At 73.3% G+C, this 17,675-nt stretch carries 16 protein-coding genes and 1 tRNA gene; 7 read left to right on the top strand and 10 right to left on the bottom strand.

The annotated features are described in order from the left end of the window. On the bottom strand, positions 1-921 hold the full coding sequence (locus ACFY0F_RS38740; RefSeq protein ID WP_388805811.1) for a transketolase family protein: 921 nt from the start codon (positions 919-921) through the stop codon (positions 1-3). A gap of 39 nt (positions 922-960) precedes the next feature. Then, positions 961-1,668, bottom strand: a complete 708-nt coding sequence (locus ACFY0F_RS38735) for a transketolase (protein ID WP_388805808.1) — start codon at positions 1,666-1,668, stop codon at positions 961-963. A gap of 136 nt (positions 1,669-1,804) precedes the next feature. Here ACFY0F_RS38735 and ACFY0F_RS38730 point away from each other — a divergent pair. Together ACFY0F_RS38730 and ACFY0F_RS38725 are read left to right on the top strand one after the other, a co-directional pair. Further along, positions 1,805-1,878, top strand: a tRNA-Pro gene (locus ACFY0F_RS38730). Between the two features lie 129 nt (positions 1,879-2,007). Further along, entirely contained in the window at positions 2,008-3,834 is a 1,827-nt protein-coding gene (locus ACFY0F_RS38725; protein ID WP_388805805.1) for an ABC transporter ATP-binding protein, read from the top strand. A gap of 33 nt (positions 3,835-3,867) precedes the next feature. On the opposite strand, the gene ACFY0F_RS38720 is transcribed toward ACFY0F_RS38725, so the two are convergent. From ACFY0F_RS38720 to ACFY0F_RS38710, 3 genes are read right to left on the bottom strand one after another with little or no spacing between them, the layout of a single operon-like run. Beyond that, on the bottom strand, positions 3,868-4,404 hold the full coding sequence (locus tag ACFY0F_RS38720) for an NUDIX hydrolase family protein (RefSeq protein WP_388805802.1): 537 nt from the start codon (positions 4,402-4,404) through the stop codon (positions 3,868-3,870). Between the two features lie 44 nt (positions 4,405-4,448). After that, positions 4,449-5,618 (bottom strand): amidohydrolase family protein, encoded by a 1,170-nt coding sequence (locus tag ACFY0F_RS38715; protein WP_388805799.1) that lies wholly within the window; start codon positions 5,616-5,618, stop codon positions 4,449-4,451. Between the two features lie 2 nt (positions 5,619-5,620). Beyond that, positions 5,621-7,024 (bottom strand): glutamine synthetase, encoded by a 1,404-nt coding sequence (locus ACFY0F_RS38710; RefSeq protein WP_388805796.1) that lies wholly within the window; start codon positions 7,022-7,024, stop codon positions 5,621-5,623. Positions 7,025-7,204: 180 nt separating this feature from the next. Between ACFY0F_RS38710 and ACFY0F_RS38705 the strand changes: the two genes are divergently transcribed. From ACFY0F_RS38705 to ACFY0F_RS38690, 4 genes are all read left to right on the top strand, one after another. Then, the gene (locus ACFY0F_RS38705) at positions 7,205-8,059 is read left to right on the top strand and encodes a Cof-type HAD-IIB family hydrolase (RefSeq protein ID WP_388805793.1); all 855 of its coding nucleotides are present in this window, start codon (positions 7,205-7,207) and stop codon (positions 8,057-8,059) included. Positions 8,060-8,189: 130 nt separating this feature from the next. After that, positions 8,190-12,095 (top strand): helix-turn-helix domain-containing protein, encoded by a 3,906-nt coding sequence (locus tag ACFY0F_RS38700; protein WP_388805790.1) that lies wholly within the window; start codon positions 8,190-8,192, stop codon positions 12,093-12,095. Positions 12,096-12,416: 321 nt separating this feature from the next. Continuing rightward, positions 12,417-12,872 (top strand): hypothetical protein, encoded by a 456-nt coding sequence (locus ACFY0F_RS38695; RefSeq protein WP_388805787.1) that lies wholly within the window; start codon positions 12,417-12,419, stop codon positions 12,870-12,872. 119 nt (positions 12,873-12,991) lie between these two features. Continuing rightward, a complete protein-coding gene (locus tag ACFY0F_RS38690; RefSeq protein ID WP_388805784.1) occupies positions 12,992-13,492 on the top strand; it encodes a hypothetical protein in 501 nt (166 codons plus the stop codon). Positions 13,493-13,535: 43 nt separating this feature from the next. On the opposite strand, the gene ACFY0F_RS38685 is transcribed toward ACFY0F_RS38690, so the two are convergent. The 5 genes from ACFY0F_RS38685 to ACFY0F_RS38665 form a co-directional block, all read right to left on the bottom strand. Next, entirely contained in the window at positions 13,536-14,192 is a 657-nt protein-coding gene (locus ACFY0F_RS38685) for an endonuclease (RefSeq protein WP_388805781.1), read from the bottom strand. Between the two features lie 2 nt (positions 14,193-14,194). Continuing rightward, on the bottom strand, positions 14,195-14,539 hold the full coding sequence (locus ACFY0F_RS38680; protein WP_388805778.1) for a DUF3140 domain-containing protein: 345 nt from the start codon (positions 14,537-14,539) through the stop codon (positions 14,195-14,197). 52 nt (positions 14,540-14,591) lie between these two features. Further along, positions 14,592-15,077 (bottom strand): Dps family protein, encoded by a 486-nt coding sequence (locus ACFY0F_RS38675; RefSeq protein WP_388805775.1) that lies wholly within the window; start codon positions 15,075-15,077, stop codon positions 14,592-14,594. Next, a complete protein-coding gene (locus tag ACFY0F_RS38670; protein WP_388805772.1) occupies positions 15,074-15,349 on the bottom strand; it encodes a WhiB family transcriptional regulator in 276 nt (91 codons plus the stop codon). The genes ACFY0F_RS38675 and ACFY0F_RS38670 overlap by 4 nt, the downstream gene beginning before the upstream one ends. Positions 15,350-15,448: 99 nt before the next feature. After that, a complete protein-coding gene (locus ACFY0F_RS38665; protein WP_388805769.1) occupies positions 15,449-16,261 on the bottom strand; it encodes an alpha/beta hydrolase in 813 nt (270 codons plus the stop codon). Between the two features lie 134 nt (positions 16,262-16,395). On the opposite strand from ACFY0F_RS38665, the gene ACFY0F_RS38660 reads away from it, so the two are divergent. Continuing rightward, positions 16,396-17,583 (top strand): thiolase family protein, encoded by a 1,188-nt coding sequence (locus tag ACFY0F_RS38660; protein WP_388805766.1) that lies wholly within the window; start codon positions 16,396-16,398, stop codon positions 17,581-17,583. The last annotated feature ends 92 nt before the right edge of the window (positions 17,584-17,675 follow it).

Here is a 17,675-nt window from a genome sequence, read left to right as displayed (position 1 = left end):
TCACCCCCGCGTCGCCGCCGCGGCCGCCCCGAGGAAGCCCCCGATCCGCTCCCGCAGGCCCGCCGCGTCCAGCCCGTGCGCGGCGACGTGCTCCTCGAGCGTCCCGTACCGGCGCAGCTCACGGCGGCCGACGCCGAGGCCCAGCACACGGTGCGGCATATCGGACAGGGCGTCGTTCACGGCGGCCGTCGACGTCCCGGCGAGATACGGCTCCACCACGACGACGTCCGGCCCGGCCGCCCCGGTGGCGCGGCGCAGGGCCGCCGCGTCGAAGGGCCGGACCGTCGTCGCGTAGAGAACGCTGACGTCGAGGCCCTCCGTGGCGGCGAGCACGGCGTCCAGCATCGGCCCGACCGCGACCACCACGCCCGCGCGGCCCTCGCGGACGGTGACGAACCGCTGTCCGTCGACGGCGAGCCCCCGCCGGTTGGACTGCACGGACAGCCGGACGTAGACCTTGTCGTCGCCGGCGGCGACCGCGTGCCGCAGCAGCGCCTCCGCCTCGTCGGGGTGGCCGGGGACGTGCACGGTCCAGCCGTCCAGGGTGTCGAGCAGCGCCACGTCCCCGGGCGCCATGTGCGTGTACCCGCCGGCCGGCCAGTCGAAGGAGGCCGCCGCGCTCACCAGCACCGCCCCGGCGTTCTGGTACCCGAGGTCCAGCTTGACCTGCTCGAACGGCCGCTCGATGAGGAAGCTGGCGAAGGTGTGCACGACCGGCCGCAGCCCGGTGAGCGCCAGCCCCGCCGCGGCCCCCACCAGGAGCTGTTCACGGATGCCGACATTGATCACCCGGTGCGGATGCCGGCGCGACGCCTCCGCGAAGGCGTCCACGCCGATGTCGGCGAGGACGACCGCGACCCGCGGGTCCTCGTCGAGCAGCCTCGAGACGACGGGTGCGAAACGGTCACGCATGGTGTCCATGGCGGACAGGCCTTTCTGAGGTGGGGGATGCTTCGGATGTCAGGCGTACTTCGGCTCGACACGGGCCACGACCACGTGCGGGCGGCCCGGATGCGGCGCGGTGAACGCGGCGTGCAGCGCCTCGTGGTCGCGCCCGTCCACGGTCACGGCGGACCAGCCGGCCACCTCGAAGCGCGCGGCGATACCGCCGGGCCGGGAGTAACTGGCGGAGGAGTTGTCGACGACGACCGTGTGCAACCGGTCCAGGCCCGTGGCTCCGGCGTAGGCGATCGCCTCGTGGTTGCTGCCCTCGTCCAGTTCGGCGTCCCCGATCAGCGCCCACACCCGCGGCTCGCCGAGCCCCTGGGCGCGCAGGCCCAGCGCCGTGCCCACGGCGATCGGCAGCCCGTGCCCCAGCGACCCGCTGCCGATCTCGGCGCCCGGCACCAGCACCCGGTCGGGGTGATGGCCGAGCGGCGAGTCGTAACCGCCGAAGCCCGGCAGCCACTCCACCGGCAGGAAGCCCTTCGCGGCGAGCACGGCGTAGTACGCCATCGGCCCGTGCCCCTTGCTCAGCAGGAACCGGTCCCGGCCCGGGTCCGTCATCCGCTCGGGCGTGACCCGCAGCACCCGGTCGTACAGCACCCACAGCACGTCCAGCGTCGAGGTCGCCGCCGGCCCGTGCTTCTCGTCGCCGGTCATCGGGCTCATCAGTTCCGGCAGGTCGGCGTAGGTGTGAGTGCGCCGCTCCTCTTCGATGATCGTCATGGGAACGATCGTGCAACCTCAACCGAACTTGAGGTCAAGCCGTCGGCCGACGACAAAGGCGTGCGCGATCACCGACCCGAGTGCGGTATGGTTTCCGTGCACGTTTCGACCGGGGAACTCCCAGGTCAACGAGCATCGGGACGTGGCGCAGCTTGGTAGCGCACTTGACTGGGGGTCAAGGGGTCGCAGGTTCAAATCCTGTCGTCCCGACTTTTGGAGTCGCAGCCGGAGGCCGCCTTCTCATCGAGGAGGCGGCCTCCCGCCGTTTCCAGGGCCGATGCGGCATTTGGGTGAAAATGCTTGGACCGCGCGGTCGGCGCTGCGGGACATTGCTGTGCCATGGGACCGCGTGAATTACACAGGACGCCGCCGGGCAGGGGCTCCGTGCTCCTCGCCCTGCGCTACTACGGACGAGAACTGGGCCGCCTGAGGTGGCTGACGGTGCCCGCGATGCTGCTGCCGGCGCTGGGCAACATCGGGATCAACTACCTGGCGCCGCTCGTCGTCGCCAAGCTCGTCGGCCGTATCGCCGACGACTCCGGTGCCGCCATCGGTGCGACGCTGCCCTACGTCCTCGGCTTCGCCGGTGTGCTGCTGCTCGCCGAGGCGCTGTGGCGTGTCGGCCTGCACTGTCTGAACCGCCTGGACGCCCTCGGCATCGAACACCTGTACATCGTCGGCATGGACGAGCTGTTCGCCAAGGACGCCGCGTTCTTCCACGACAACTTCGCCGGATCGCTGACCAAGCGGGTGCTGAGCTTCGCCGTCCGCTTCGAGGAGTTCGTCGACACGCTGGCGTTCAACATCGTGGGCAGGTTCGTCCCGCTGGCGTTCGGCTCGGTGGTGCTGTGGCGCTACGAGCCGCTGCTCGTCGTCGGACTCCTGGTGATGATCGCGCTGACGGCGGTGTGCGTGGCGCCGCTCGTCCGGCGCCGTCAGGCGCTGGTGAACCTGCGCGAGGAGGCGATCGCCCGGGTGTCGGGCCATGTCTCCGACAGTCTGATGAACATGGACACGGTCCGGGCCTTCGCCGCCGAGGACCGCGAGGCCGCCGAGCACCGGCTGCGGGTCGCCCAGTCGCGGCGGCTCACGCTGCGGTCGTGGGACTACGGCAACCTGCGCATCGACACGCTGGTCGCCCCGCTGTCCGTGCTGACCAACGTGCTGGGCCTGCTGCTCGCGGTCACGCTCGGCGGGGGCGAGCACGGGGTGGAGGCGGTCGTGGTCGCCTTCACGTACTACACCAACGCGACGCGGATCATGTTCGAGTTCAACCAGATCTACCGCCGTCTGGAAAGCTCGATGACCGAGGCGGCGCAGTTCACCGAACTGCTGCTGACACCGCCGACCGTGCTCGACCCTCCCCAGCCGCAGCCGCTGCTGACGGAGGCCGCCGACATCCGCTTCGAGAAGGTGACCTTCGCCCACGCGGGTGCCGAGCCGCTGTTCCAGGGCCTCGACCTGGCGGTGCCCGACGGTGCGAAGATCGGTCTCGTCGGCCGGTCCGGCGGCGGCAAGACCACCCTCACCAGGCTGCTGCTGAGGATGACGGACATCGACGACGGCCGGATCCTGATCGGCGGCCAGGACATCAGCAGGCTCCGTCAGAAGGACCTGCGCAGCCTGATCTCCTACGTGCCGCAGGACCCGGCGATGTTCCACCGCACCCTGCGGGAGAACATCGCCTTCGCCCGGCCGGGCGCCACCGACGCCGAGATCCGCCGCGCGGCCGAGGCCGCACACGTCACGGAGTTCGCCGACGCGCTGCGGGACGGCTTCGACACCATGGTGGGCGAGCGCGGTGTGAAGCTGTCCGGCGGCCAGCGGCAGCGGGTCGCGCTCGCCAGGGCGATCCTGCGCGACGCACCGGTCCTGCTGCTCGACGAGGCGACCAGCGCCCTGGACTCCGAGAGCGAGATCCTCGTCCAGGAGGCGCTGTGGCGGCTCATGGAGGGGCGGACGGCACTCGTGGTGGCGCACCGGCTGAGCACGGTCGCCGGCATGGACCGCCTCGTGGTCCTCGACCGCGGACGGATCGTCGAGCAGGGCACGCACCAGGAACTGCTCGCCGCGGACGGCACCTACGCCAGGCTGTGGCAGCACCAGTCGGGCGGCTTCCTCGACGACAGTCCCGCGCGGGCCGACCTGGGCGCCGTGCCGGACTGACCCGCTCCGCACCGGCCGGACGGCCCGCCCGGCTCAGGACACGTGGCCCACGTACGCGAGGGCCTGCTTCAGCAGCACCCCGTGCCCGCCCGGCATCTCGCTCTGCAGGGCCGGTGACGCGGCCTCCTGCGGGCTGAACCACACCAGGTCCAGCGCGTCCTGCCGGGGGCGGCAGTCACCGGCCACCGGGACGATGTAGGCGAGGGACACGGCGTGCTGGCGCGGGTCGTGGTACGGGGTGATGCCCGCGGTGGGGAAGTACTCGGCCACGGTGAAGGGCTGCAGGGAGGCCGGGACCCGGGGCAGCGCCACCGGGCCGAGGTCCTTCTCCAGGTGACGCAGCAGGGCGTCGCGGACCCGCTCGTGGTGCAGGACACGGCCGGAGACCAGGGTCCGGCTGACCGTTCCGTCCGGCCCGATGCGGAGCAGCAGGCCGATGCTGGTGACTTCGCCGCTGTCGTCGACACGCACCGGCACGGCCTCGACATAGAGGATCGGCATGCGGGCGCGCGCCATCTCCAGCTCGTCGGAAGTCAGCCAGCCGGGCGTGGTTTCGGTCATGTCAGACATTGCTTGATCATACTTTCCGGGGATCGGATACGGCGTGTCCTCAGTCACAGGCGGCCGGACGGTGACCACCCGGCGGCGGGCAGTCCGTACAGGCGGCGGGCGTTGTCCCGGCCCGTCCAGGCGGCGATCCGCAGGGCGTCGGGCAGGCTCAGCTCGTCGGTGTCCACCCGTTGCCGGAGCAGTGCGGCGAGCCCCTGGCGGAAGCACAGCGCACCGAGGTGGTGGAATTCGGCCACACCGTACGCGTCGGAGCTGTACAGGAGTTTGCGGAACGGTGTGATCTCGAGGGCCTCCTCCAGGATCGCCCGGGACCGGGACGGGCCGGCGTGGTGGAGGGCGAGTCCGACGTCGAGATACACCTCCTCGAAGACCGCCGCCAGATAGGCGGCCTGGCGCTGGTAGGGCCAGCAGTGCAGCAGCAGTACCGGGATGGTGCCCCGGATCAGGTGCAGCCAGTCCGTCAGGAGGGCGGGGTCGGCCCGGTGCAGCCGGATGTCGTCGTCGCCGAAGCCGGTGTGCAGCTGCAGCGGCAGGCCGAGGTCCACGGCGGTCCACAGCACGTGGCGCACCAGCACCGGGTCGGTCAGCCGTCCTCCTCGCGTGAGCCAGTGCCGGGCCGCCTCGGTCACCTCCGTGCCGGCGGGCCGCTCCGGGGCCAGCGCGAAGCCGGTGCGGTAGGCCGCCACGGACTTCACCGCCACCACCCCGGGCCGGCGCACGGCGCTCTCCGCGGCCGCCCGGAACTCTCCCGCGTACTCGCCCGCCTCCACGCCCGCCGCGGCCACCGACTCGGCGACGCCCTCCAGCCGCACCACCTCGTGGGCCGCCCCGCCCGAGGCGTCCGCCAGCTCTGCCGGGGAGGTGACGGGATGCGGGGCGAACCCGGTGTCCACGCAGAACACCCCCACCCCCGCCGCAGTGAGGAACCGCTGGTTGACCTCGCGCCAGCCCAGCTCCGCCCGCCGGGCCGTGTAGTCGGCGGCGGGTGCGTGCCGGGGCAGGTCCAGCAGGGGAGCGCAGTGCCTGCGTACGGCCACTCCGGCCGGTGTGTCGAAGGGGGAGGCGCCGCTCCCGGGCCGGGCCCGTCCCTCGGTGAGCAGGGAGGCGAACTCGTCGGGACCGAGGTCGGCGGTGCGGGCGCCGTGGCAGTGGTGGTCGACCAGGGGAAGCGCGGCGAGCGCCTCCTCGACCGGTCCGGACGCGGGGGCGGGCACGGTCAGTACTTCCAGCGGTAGGCCGCCGCCACGTGAGCGTCGTCCAGTCCGTCCACGGCGGCGGCCTCCCCGAGGCGTACCGCGGTCACCGCGTCGGCCAGGACGTCGCCGAGCGCCGCCCGCAGCACCTCGTCGCCGCGGAACTCGGCGACGGCCTCCGGCAGCGAGGTGGGCAGCCGGCGCACCCCCCGCGCCGCCGCCTCCTCGGCGTCGAACCGTGCCGGGTCCCCGGTGGTCTCCGCGGGCAGGGCCGCCGCCGACGCCACGCCGTCGAGCCCGGCGGCGATGACGCAGCCGAGGGCGAGGTAGGGGTTGGCGGCCAGGTCGACGGGCTTGACCTCCAGGTTCGCCGCCTGCTCCCGGTGCCCCGTCGTGCCGGTGACCACCCGCACCGCGGCCTCCCGCCGCTCACGGCCCCAGACGGCGAACACCCCCGCCCACTGCGAGGGCTTGAGACGGAGGTAGCTGGCCGGGCTGGGCGCGGTCACCGCCGTGAGGGCGGGCAGATGCGCGAGGATCCCGGCCGCGAAGGACTCGGCGTCCGCCGTCATGCCGTACGGCCCCGGACCCGAGGTGTGCAGATTGCGGCCGTCGCGCCAGCCGGACAGGTGCAGATGGCCTCCGTTGCCGACGCCCTCGGCGGACACCGCCGGTGCGAAGGAGACGCGCAGACCGTGCCGTCGGGCCACCGCCCGGACGGTCTGCCGCACCAGCACGCTCCGGTCGGCCGCCGCGACCGGGTCCAGCGCGCCCACGGACAGCTCGAACTGCCCGGCCGCGTACTCGGGATGGAACTGGTCGACGTCGATGCCCTGCGCGGCGCAGGCCGCCAGCAGGTCGGCGCCGTAGTCGCTCAGCTCGATCTGCCGGACGGCGCCGTAGGCGGGGCCGGACACCGCCGGGACGAACTCCCCGTCGGACCCCGGGCCGGCACCGACGGCCCATTCGACCTCGACGGCCGCGCGGAAGCTGATGCCGTGCCGTTCGGCGGCCTCCGTGACGATCCGGCGCAGGAACGTCCGCGAGCACCCGGGGTGCCGCTCGCCCTCCTGGGTGATCCGGTCGACCGGGGCCCACGCCCAGCCGGGCTGCCCGGCCAGGACCACCAGGTGGTCGAGGTCCGGGTACAGGCGCAGATCACCGTCCGGGGAGCCGAGGACCTCGGTGGTGACGATGGAGTCGTCGGCCAGGAAGGTGTCGAACACCGGCGACATCCCCACCCCCCAGGCCGCCGCCGCGGACAGCCGGGCCGCCGGGACCGTCTTCACCCGGCCGATGCCCGCGGTGTCGACATAGGACAGCACGACACCGTGCACGCCACGCCCGGTCAGTTCGGCGGCGAGCGCGGTGGCCCGCTGGACCTCGCCGGGACGCCCGCCCGGCACCGGGTCGGCAAGGGTGGTCATCGGCGTTCCTCCTCGACGGACAAGCGCTGTGCGTGGGCCGGGGCCAGGTTTTCACGGCCACCCCGGCGAACCGCGGTACCACGGCCGCACGGCCGCACCCGGCACCGCCCGGTTCGGAGTCCGTACGCCGTATGAGGAACACTTGGCCGACGTACACCCGACCCCGACCGGAAGCACGACATGCCCGCCACCCCCGAGTCCCTCCCCGTCGACCAGGGCCCGCCGGCCGGACCCGCCGACATCCGGCTCGTCGTCAGCGACATGGACGGCACACTCCTGGACGACGACAAGCGGATCCCGGACGGACTGTGGCCGATGCTGGCCGAACTGCGCCGGCGTGGTGTGCTGTTCAGCCCGGCGAGCGGCCGCCAGTACGCCACCCTGGCCCGGCAGTTCGCCGAGGTCGCCGACGGCATGGTGTTCATCGCGGAGAACGGCACCTACGTCGTCCGGGACGGCGTCGAGCTCAGCTCGGACCCGCTGCACGGGCGGGTCGTGGCCGCTCTGGCGCGCGCCGTACGGGAACTGGCGGCCGACGGCGTGGACGTGGGCGCCGTGGTCTGCGGCAAGCGGTCCGCCTATGTGGAGCGGACCGACGAGGCCTTTCTCACCGAGGTCCGCAGGTACTACGTGGAGAACAGGATCGTCGACGACCTCACCGCCGTCGACGACGAGGTGCTCAAGGTGGCCCTGTTCGACTTCGGCTCCGCCGAGCGGACCACGGCGCCCGCGCTGCAGGCCTTCACCGCCACCCACCAGGTCGTCGTCTCCGGCGAGCACTGGGTCGACGTCATGAACGCCACCGCCAACAAGGGCGCCGCCCTGCGCGGTCTGCAGCGGGAGCTGGGCATCACCCCCGCGCAGACCATGGTGTTCGGCGACTACCTCAACGACCTGGAGATGCTGGACGCGGCCGACTGGTCCTTCGCCGTGGCGGGCGCCCACCCCGAGGTCGTCCGCCGGGCCCGCCACCTGGCCCCGTCCAACAACGACAACGGGGTGCTGCGCACCATCGCCCGCGTCCTCGGCATCTGAGAAACCTCGCTCCCCTCGGCCCCCGCACGCCGACGGCCCCGGCGGATGCGCGGGGAATCGAGCGAGGCGCGGCGCGACTCTGGGATGCTGGTGCTCGTCAGCGGGACGCACGGGGTGGGGAGGGGGCGGCGTGCCGAGGAGGGAACGTCCGCTGGACGAAGGGGACGGACCACTGCTGCGGCTGGCGGCGGGACTGCGCCGATTACGGCGGGAGGCAGGAAACCCGACCTACCGTGAACTGGCCGAGACCGCCCATTACTCGCCCTCCACCCTGTCGGCCGCCGCCGCAGGACGGCAGTTGCCCAGCCTCGCCGTGGTGATCGCCTTCGCCCAGGCCTGCGGCGCCGACCCCGCCGTGTGGGAGGAGCACTGGCGTGCCGCGGCGGAGGAAGCGGCGGCCGGCGACGGCATGCGACCGTCCGGCACGGACTGCGCGCCGGACGAGAAGAACGCGCCGTACGCGGGGCTGATGGCCTTCCGAACCGAGGAGGCCGACTGGTTCTTCGGCCGCGAGCGGCTGGTGGCGGTGCTGGCCCGGCGGGTGACGGAGTGCCGGTTCACCACGCTGGTCGGGGCCTCGGGCGCGGGCAAGTCCTCGCTGCTGTACGCCGGGTTGCTCTCGCGGTGGTCGGCCGAGCACCGCGACTGGCCCGTGATGGCGTTCACTCCGGGTCCGCACCCTGTGGAGGGGTGCGCGGCAGTGCTGGCCGCCCACACCGGTGAGTCCCCGGGCGCCCTGCACGACACGTTGATGCGCGATCCGCGAGCCCTGCACCGGGCGGTGCTCCATGCCCTGGCCGGGAGACCGGAGGAGACCGAAGTCCTGGTCGTCGTGGACCAGTTCGAGGAGGTCTTCGCCCTGTGCGAGGACCCTGCCGAGCGCGGCGCCTTCATCGAGGCGCTGATCACCGCGGCCCGCGCCGCGAACAGCCGCTGCCGGATCGTGGTGGGCGTGCGGGCCGACTTCTACGCCCACTGCACGGACCATCCCCGGCTGGTCGAGGCGGTGGGCGAAAGCCAGGTCCTGATCGGTCCCATGACCACCGACGAACTGCGCCGGGCGATCGTCCGGCCCGCCGCCCGCGCCGGACTGACCGTCGAGGGAGCACTGCTGGCGGAACTGGTCGCCCAGGCGAAGGACCAGGCCGCTCTTCTTCCGCTGCTCTCGCACGCCCTGTTGGAGACCTGGCGGCGACGGCGCGGCAACGCTCTGAGCCTGGCCGGCTTCCGGGCGACCGGCGGTATCGACGGCGCGCTCGCCCGCACCGCCGAGACGGTGTACGCGGCGCTCGAACCGGACGGGCAGCGGGTCGCCCGCAATGTGCTCCTGCGCCTCACGGCTCCCGGCGAGGGCACCGAGGACACCAAGCGCCGGGTGGACCGAGCGGAACTGGACTTCCCCGGAACCGCTGACGTGCTGGAGCGCTTCGCGCGCGCCCGGCTGCTGGCACTCGACCAGGACGGCGTCGAGATCGCCCACGAGGCTCTGATCCGCCGCTGGCCACGGCTGCGGGGCTGGCTGGCCGAGGACCGTGAGGGGCTACGGATCCACCGGCGGCTCACCGAGGCCGCGACCGCCTGGGAGGCCGTCCAGCGCGACCCCGGCGCCCTGTACCGGGGCGTCCGTCTCGACCAGGCCGCGGAATGGGCGGCGGACTGGGGCAGGGACGCGCTGAGCGAGCGGGAGCACCGGTTCCTCACGGCGAGTCTGGCCGCCCGGGACGCCTCGCGGGCGGCGGCGCTGCGCGGCGCCCGGCGGCTGCGAGCGCTCCTCGTGCTGCTCGCCGTCCTGCTGCTGGGCACCGCCACGGCCACGGGGTTCGCCCTCGTCTCCCGGGAGCAGGCCCAGCAGCAGCGGGACATCGCGGTATCCCGCCAGGTCGCGCAGCAGGCCGACGCACTGCGCCGCACCGACCCGGCCCTCTCCCTCCAACTGGCGCTCGCCGCCTACCGGTTGCATCCGACCGCCGCCGCGCGCGGGGCCCTTCTCAGCTCGTACGGCACACCGTACGCCACCCGGCTCAGGAGCACGGACAAGGTCGACGCGGTGGCCTTCAGCCCCGACGGACGGCTCTTCGCGGCCGCCGGAGCGGACCGGAGGGTACGGCTCTGGGACGCCGCCGCTCCGCATCGCCCCCACCCGCCCGTCGTCCTGGCCGGCCGGGAGGCGAGCTCCCCGGCGGTGGGTGTACGGGCGATCGCGTTCGGCGAAGACAGCCGGACGCTGGCCGCGACGGACGCCCTCGGCACGACGACGCTGTGGGACCTTCGTGCACCCCACCGGCCGCGTGTCCGGGCGGTACTGGATCCGCCGCGGGCCGCCGCCGGGCCCGGGTCCGCGGCGGTGGCCTTCAGCCCGGACGGACGGAGCGTCGTGTCCGCGGGACCCTCGGGCGTCGTCGCCCGGTGGCCCGCTTCGAGCCGGGGCCACCGGGCGGCGGAGGCCGTCCTGGGTACCTCGGGCGGCGAGGTCCGTTCCCTGGCCTTCGCCCCGGACGGGCATGCCCTGGCCGTCGCCGGACCGGCCGGGACCCTGGTGTGGTCCGTCGTACCGCGCGACTCGGGCGAGGTGAAGGCGGCGCGGACGGTGCGCCTGCCGCCCGCCAACGCCGTGGCCTTCGCCCCCGACGGCCGTATGCTCGCGACCGGCGGGGACGACCGTGTCGTACGCCTGTGGGATCCCGCGAAGCTGCGGCCCGGCGACCGGCCCCGCCCGGTGTCCCTCCTCACCGGCCACACCGACACCGTCTTCGCGCTCGCCTTCGCCCCGGACGGCCGCACCCTGGCCAGCGCAGGCGTCGACGCCGAGGTACGGGTGTGGGACCCCCACGTCCGGCCGGGTGACCGGACGGCCGTCCGGCTGCTGGGCGTCCTCAGCGGTCACACCGGGTACATCACTTCGGCGGCCTTCAGCAGGGACGGTCGTATCCTGGCCACCGGCGCGAGCGATCAGACGGCGCGTCTGTGGGACCTTCCGCTCCCGGCCCTCACCGGCCATACGAGTTCCGTGTACACGGTGGCCTTCAACGGTGACGGCCGCACCCTGGCCACCGGCAGCTACGACCGCGAGGTACGACTCTGGGATGTCACCCATCCGCTACGCCCACGACCGCTGGCCGTTCTGTCCGGACACACCGCCGCCGTCAACGCGGTCGCCTTCGATCCGCGCCGGCCGGTGCTCGCCTCCGCGAGCCTGGACCGGACGGTGCGTCTGTGGGACGTCGGCCGTCCCGGCGCACCGCACCCGCTGGCACGACTGACCGGCGGCGGCGACGCGGTCAACACCGTCGCCTTCGCGCCGGGCGGCCGCCTTCTCGCCGCCGGCGACGGCGACGGGACCGTACGGCTCTGGGACACCGGCGACCCACGGCGGCCCCGGGTGCTGTCGGTGGTGCCGGCCCACGGCGACGAGGTGGAGTCGGTGGCGTTCAGTCCCGACGGCCGCACACTGGCCAGCGCGGGCCGGGACCATCTGGCCCGCCTCTGGGACGTCAGCCGCCCGGACCGGCCACGTCCACTGGCCGTCCTCGACCGGCACCGTGACGCGGTCAAGACGGTCGCCTTCGCCCCTGACGGCCGCACCCTGGCCACCGGCGGGGACGACCGGGTGCTGCGCCTGTGGGACATCACCCGGCGCACCGCCCCCCGGCCGGTCGCCGCCCTCGGCGACTACGCCGGCGCGGTCAAGGCCGTCGCCTTCGCCCCCGACGGCGGCACCCTGCTCACGGCGAGCGAGCGGGCCGTGCGGATGTGGGACGTCCGTGATCCGCACCGGCCGGCCGAACTGGCCGTGCTGAGCGGCCACGGCAAACAGGTGGACGCGGTGGCCTTCCGCCCCGACGGCCGCCTCGTCGCCACCGGCAGTGAGGACTGGACCGCGCTGCTCTGGGATCCCGATCCGGAACGAACGGCCACACGGGTCTGCCGCGACGTCGGCCGCTCTTCCCTCAGCACCGCCGACTGGCACCAGTACCTGCCGGGCCTCTCCTACCGGCCCCCCTGCCCGGCGGCGAAGGCCGCAGCGGCCGGACCGTAGAGCGCACCGGCCACGCCGCCCCGAACGGACGGCGCGGTCGCGGCGCCGCTGCCGTGGTCCCGTGCGCGCCGTGGACGAGGGCCCTTTGTACGGCGGTTGATTGTTCGGCGTTCTTCTCCCGACGTCGGACAAAGTCCACGGGCTATACCGGTGCCGGAGACCGAGCAGGCCACGGGGGCCGAGCCGCGACGCGATCGCAGACGTCGTTCGTACGCCCCCTCCGTCCCCGCCCCGGCGCACCGGGTGGCAGCGCTCACGCGAGCCGGAACGGGAGGACCGGACACCGTCCGTCGACCCCGTTCCTCAGGAAAGGACAGTGCAATGAATCGCAGGACACGCATCGGCACCATGGCGTCGGCGACCCTCACCGCGACTCTGTGCTGGTCGGGCGGGACCGCGGCCGCGCACGCGCCGACCACCGTCACCGGCCGGGCGGCGGTCACCTGTGTCGGCCCGTCGTTCTCCGGAACGCTGGGGGTCAATCAGGCCATCTGCAACAGCGGTTACTCGGTGACGATGCAGGACAACGGTGATCTCGTACTGCGCCGCTCGAACGGAAGCGCCTGCTACGCCAGCGGCACGCGCGCCCCCGGCGACGCCACGGCCACCTTCGTCTTCCACGCGGCCGCCCCGCCGACCGTGGACATCAACAGCGCCTCCCAGGGCCGGATCGGGCGCATCGTCGGGGCGCACAACTTCACCGGCCTGGGAACCAACGCGAGTGTCAACAACAGGGGCGAGTTCTACGTGGGCTACAAGAAGATCGGCTACTGCTGACCCGCCCGCGCGCCACACCGAGGCCGGGCGGACCCGCGTCCGCCCCGTGCCACCACGCCGAAGCAGGCACCCGTTCCACGTCCGAACCCCCGCCCAATGAACCCAAGGAGATCCGCACCATGCGTGTGAAACGCCTCCTCGTCGCCATGACCGGTCTGACGGTCCTGCTGGCCGGATTCACCCCGGCCGCAGCGGCGGACGCCGCGACCGCCGACTCGCCGTCCGCCCACGGCGCCCGAACGCAGCCGTCAGCGCTGCGCCCGCTCCCGCCCGCTCCCCGGCTCCCCCGGGGCGTGAAGGCAACCGCGCCGTACGTCGCGCCTGCGGCCGACTTTGACGAGTTCGTGCGCGGTCATCTGCCCGTACCGTGCAGCAACGGCACCCTCTGCCCGGTCGTGTGGAACCCGGTGGCGCAAAAGTGGCGGCAGTACCACCTCTCCGTCTGCAGCGCCTATCAGCTGTTCTTCTGGCAGGGAGACGGCGACTACTTCGACAACCAGACCGGCAACGTCAGGTCCTACTTCTACGACCGGCAGGGAAGGGAGCTGTACTCCTTCACCCCGGACCGCGTCACCCACCCCTACAACTGGGACGCGGTCTGGTCCATCCGCAACTGCTGACCCCGGCGCCGGCCCGTGAGCTGCGGTTCGCGGGCCGGCACGATCACGCGGCGCGGCGGAGGCTGTCTTCGGTCACCTGTTTGTCCAGGGCCGCGCGCACCAAGCCGGCGGCGAGCACGGCGGGTTCGGTGTCGCCGGCGAGTTCCAGCAGCCGGGCGGGGTCCTGCGGCAGACCCAGCCGTTCGGCCCCGGAGAGCGCCTTGCCGTCCAGGTACGGCGCCACCTCCCGCCACACCCGCTGCACCTCGCGCAGGAAGATGTCGGCGCCCGCGGGCCCCAGTCCCGGTATCTCCTGCAGCAGGCGCCTGAGTTCACCGACGTCGCCGTCCGCCTCGGCGCGCATCCGCCGCAGGTCGCCGCCCCACCGCTCGATCAACAGCTCGGCTCCGCCACCGAGTTGGGTGGCGGTGCGTTCGTCGTAGCGCCGGTAGCCGCCCCGGCCCAGCGCGTCCACCCGGTCCTGCCAGTCGGCGTCGGCCGTCCGGCGCGGGGTGTCGAGACCCGACTCGTGCAGGGCGCGGGCCGCGGCGACCGCCACCGAGGCGCGGATCCGGGCGCTGAGCAGGACGGCCAGCACCAGCAGCCGGTACAGCGGCTGCGGCGTGTCCCTCAGCCGGATCCCCGCCTCCTCCGCGTACGTCCGCCCGTACGCGGAGACCAGTTCGGCGAGGATCCGTCCGGACCGTTCGGTGCTGGTCATCGCTACGGCTTGAGCGGGTCGTGTCCGAGCGTCATCAGCTGGTGCCGGCGGCGGGTGTCCTCGGGGGAGTTCTCCGGCTCCGGCTCGTTCTCCACGTCCACCAGGTCGGTGACCCGGTCCACGACCTTGTACATCACTCGGATGTCGTCGTCGTCGAGGTCCGTGCGCCGCTTCTGCAGGATCGCGAGTACATGCTGCCCGGTGGGCGTGCCCGCGTCCTCGGGCAGCGGCTCCGCGTCCTCGTCCGCGTCGCGCACCCGCAGCCAGGCGGCGAGCTCGGCCGAGGTCATGTTCACCACGCGGTGGAAGTCCTCCCACAGCGCGTCCATTTCCAGGGCGTCGGCCATGCCGTGTCCCCTTCCGTACGTACGTGTGCTTCAGCGCGTGGCCCGGGGCCGCTCACTTGTCGTCGCGCGGCCAGTTCTCGGCCTCGAACATCCAGCGCTGCTTCTCCAGGTCGGCGGTGATGCCGATCAGCAGGTCCTGGGTGACCGGGTCGGCCTTCTCGGTCGCCTCGATCCGCTGCCGCAGCCGTCCGATCGCCGCCTCCAGCGACTCCACCAGCAGCTGCACGACCTCCGTGTCGCGCAGCCAGCCGTCCTTGGTGCCGGGCAGCGCGAAGGTCGCCGCGATGGTCTCCGGCCGCCCGTCCGGCGCCACGCCCAGTGCCGCGGCGCGTTCCGCGACCGTGTCGGCGTAGTCGCGGGCGGCCGTCACCACCTCGTCGAGCTGGAGGTGGATGGACCGGAACCGCGGTCCCACGATGTTCCAGTGCGCCTGCTTCCCGATCAGCGACAGACCCAGCAGGTCCACCAGGGTGTCCTGGAGGGCCTGGCCGGTGACCCCGAGTGCTTCCTCGGGCAGCGTGCTCTTCACCACGGTCATGGGGCGCTTCTTCCTTTCTCGGCTTTCTCGAGCTCTCTGTCGTCCCTGGACGCACGGAGCAGTGCGTCGCGCTCCTCCTCGCAGGTACCGCCCCAGACACCGGAGGTCTGGCCGTACGCCAGCGCGTACGTCAGACACTGGGCGGTCACCGGACAGCGGGCACACACGCGTTTGGCCGCCGCGGTGTCCCGCAGCGCCGGTCCGGTGGTGCCCACAGGGAAGAACAGTTCGGGGTCCTCACCCACGCAGGCGGCAGCGCGCAACCACTCCATGGGGGCGCGGGTGCCCCGCGCTCACACCCGCAAACGCGGTGCCGAGCAGGCCGGATCCGCTGTGCCCGCGGTTGTTCCCACGGCCCCGGGAGCTTGTTGCTACGGCCGCGGGAGCACTCCGTCGAGGAAGCGCGTCACGTCGGCGAACACCTGCGCACGGTTCGTCTCGTGGAACACCTCGTGCCGGGCGCCGGCGTAGATCCGCTCGGCCGCCCGGCCCCCCGTCAGCCTCTCCACCCCCGGGCGGCTGCCGGGCAGCGGGACCAGCCGGTCGTCGGCTCCGTGCAGCCACAGGACGGGCAGTGCGCCCACGTCGCCGCCCTTGTCGACGGTCTCCAGGGTCCGTACGAACGCCTCCAGCGTCGGCCGCTTCATCGGGCCGTGCCACACCAGCGGGTCGGCGGAGTACGCGGCGCCCACCGCCGGGTCGCGGGAGAGCGCGGCCGGACTGACCGGGGTGTCCGGGACCTCCGGCAGGGCGAGCAGACGCCCCGGCAGCTCCCAGGCGCCGATCACCGGCCCCGAGAGCACGAGCGCGGTGAGCCCGTCGCCGTACCGCTGGGCGTGACGGGCCGCGATCAGGCCGCCCATCGAGTGACCGACCAGGACGAGCGGCAGACCGGGATGGGCGGCGCGGGCGAGGCCGGCCACAGCGTGCACGTCGGTGACGACGTCCTCGAAGTCCTCGATCACCACGCGCTCACCCGCCGACCTGCCGTGGCCCCGGTGGTCCGGCGCGTAGACCGCCGCGCCGTGCCCGGCGAGCACTCCGGCCAGTTCTCCGTACCGGCCGGAGTGCTCGCCGTACCCGTGCACGACGAGGGCGAGGTACCGCGGCTCGGGGTGCTGCCACGCGCGGACGCTGATCGTGCCCAGGGTCCCGGTGAGGACGTGCTCGCGGGCGTCGGCCATTTCTCCTCCGGCTGCGTTGGTGAGCGGTACCCGGGGATCTTCCCAGCGGGCCGGTCAGCGGTCTATAGTCCAAAACTAGCAGTGCTAATTAACTGGGTGCTGATCCACAGCGTCGTCGGTCAGGAGTCCTTGCCTTGCGTCCCGTCCACTTCGCGGCCGCCCGCCGCACCCCCATCGGCAAACTGCGCGGCGCCCTGTCCTGCGTGCGCCCCGACGACCTCGCGGCGACCGTCGTCCGCCGCCTCCTGGCCGACGTGCCCTCGCTCGACCCCGCCCGGATCGACGACGTCTACTGGGGCGCCGCCAACCAGGCCGGCGAGGACAACCGCAACGTCGCCCGCATGGCCGCCCTGCTCGCCGGCCTGCCCGAGACGGTGCCCGGCGCCACCGTCAACCGGCTGTGCGCCTCCGGCCTGGAGGCGGTCACCCTCGCCGCCCGCACCGTCGCCGCCGGCGAGGCCGACATCGTGCTCGCGGGCGGCTCGGAGTCGATGAGCCGCGCCCCCTTCGTGCTGCCCCGCCCCGACGAGGCCCTGCCGCACCGCATGGAGACCGCCGACACCCGCCTCGGCTGGCGGCTGGTCAACCCGGCGATGAAGGACCTGCACGGGCTGCTGTCCATGGGGGAGACGGCCGAGGAGGTCGCCGAACGGTACGGCGTCCCGCGCGAGCGTCAGGACGAGTTCGCGCTGCGCAGCCACCGGCTGGCCGCCGCCGCCCGCAAGGACGGCCACTTCGACGACGAGCTGCTGCCCGTCGAGCGCCCGGACGGTGTCGTCGTCGAGGCCGACGAATGCGTCCGCGAGGACACCTCCTACGAGAAGCTGGCACGGCTGAAGCCCGTCTTCCGCGAGGGCGGCACGGTCACCGCGGGCAACGCCTCCCCCATGAACGACGGCGCCGCGGGCCTCCTGCTGGTCAGCGAGGAGGCCCTGACCCAACTGGGCCTGGAGTCCCTGGGCCGCTATGTGGCCGGTGCCTCGGCGGGGGTGCACCCGGACGTGATGGGCATCGGCCCGGTGCCCGCCACCCAGAAGGCCCTCGACCGGGCCGGCTGGGGGATCGCCGACGTCCAGGAGGCCGAGTTCAACGAGGCCTTCGCGGCGCAGGCCCTCGCCTGCGTCGACCGCCTCGGCATCGACCCCGACCTGGTCAACCCCACCGGCGGCGCGATCGCCCTCGGCCACCCCCTCGGCTGCTCCGGCGCCCGCATCCTCACCACGCTGCTGCACCGCATGCGCCGTACGGGGGCGACGCGCGGGCTGGCGACGATGTGCGTGGGGGTGGGACAGGGCACCGCGGTGCTGGTGGAGCGGCATTAGGGGGTGTCTTGTGGATCACGCCGGGGTCGCGGGGTCTGGCACGCACTCCCCCACTCTCGACTTCGCTCGAGCGGGAGGGGCCCCCACCGGCG

The sequence above is a fragment of the Streptomyces sp. NPDC001544 genome (genome assembly GCF_042894285.1).
Classification (GTDB): domain Bacteria; phylum Actinomycetota; class Actinomycetes; order Streptomycetales; family Streptomycetaceae; genus Streptomyces.
The sequence above is the reverse complement of the archived record's forward strand: the minus strand, read 5'-3'. Positions and strand labels throughout refer to the sequence as shown.

Coding starts and splice junctions, on each gene's coding strand:
- ACFY0F_RS38725 (WP_388805805.1), top strand. CDS start 2,008: ATGGGACCGCGTGAATTACACAGGACGCCGCCGGGCAGGGGCTCCGTG.
- ACFY0F_RS38680 (WP_388805778.1), bottom strand. CDS start 14,539: ATGGCCGACGCCCTGGAAATGGACGCGCTGTGGGAGGACTTCCACCGC.
- ACFY0F_RS38710 (WP_388805796.1), bottom strand. CDS start 7,024: ATGACCACCCTTGCCGACCCGGTGCCGGGCGGGCGTCCCGGCGAGGTC.
- ACFY0F_RS38685 (WP_388805781.1), bottom strand. CDS start 14,192: ATGACCAGCACCGAACGGTCCGGACGGATCCTCGCCGAACTGGTCTCC.
- ACFY0F_RS38665 (WP_388805769.1), bottom strand. CDS start 16,261: ATGGCCGACGCCCGCGAGCACGTCCTCACCGGGACCCTGGGCACGATC.
- ACFY0F_RS38675 (WP_388805775.1), bottom strand. CDS start 15,077: ATGACCGTGGTGAAGAGCACGCTGCCCGAGGAAGCACTCGGGGTCACC.
- ACFY0F_RS38670 (WP_388805772.1), bottom strand. CDS start 15,349: ATGGAGTGGTTGCGCGCTGCCGCCTGCGTGGGTGAGGACCCCGAACTG.
- ACFY0F_RS38690 (WP_388805784.1), top strand. CDS start 12,992: ATGCGTGTGAAACGCCTCCTCGTCGCCATGACCGGTCTGACGGTCCTG.
- ACFY0F_RS38695 (WP_388805787.1), top strand. CDS start 12,417: ATGAATCGCAGGACACGCATCGGCACCATGGCGTCGGCGACCCTCACC.
- ACFY0F_RS38740 (WP_388805811.1), bottom strand. CDS start 921: ATGGACACCATGCGTGACCGTTTCGCACCCGTCGTCTCGAGGCTGCTC.
- ACFY0F_RS38720 (WP_388805802.1), bottom strand. CDS start 4,404: ATGTCTGACATGACCGAAACCACGCCCGGCTGGCTGACTTCCGACGAG.
- ACFY0F_RS38735 (WP_388805808.1), bottom strand. CDS start 1,668: ATGACGATCATCGAAGAGGAGCGGCGCACTCACACCTACGCCGACCTG.
- ACFY0F_RS38705 (WP_388805793.1), top strand. CDS start 7,205: ATGCCCGCCACCCCCGAGTCCCTCCCCGTCGACCAGGGCCCGCCGGCC.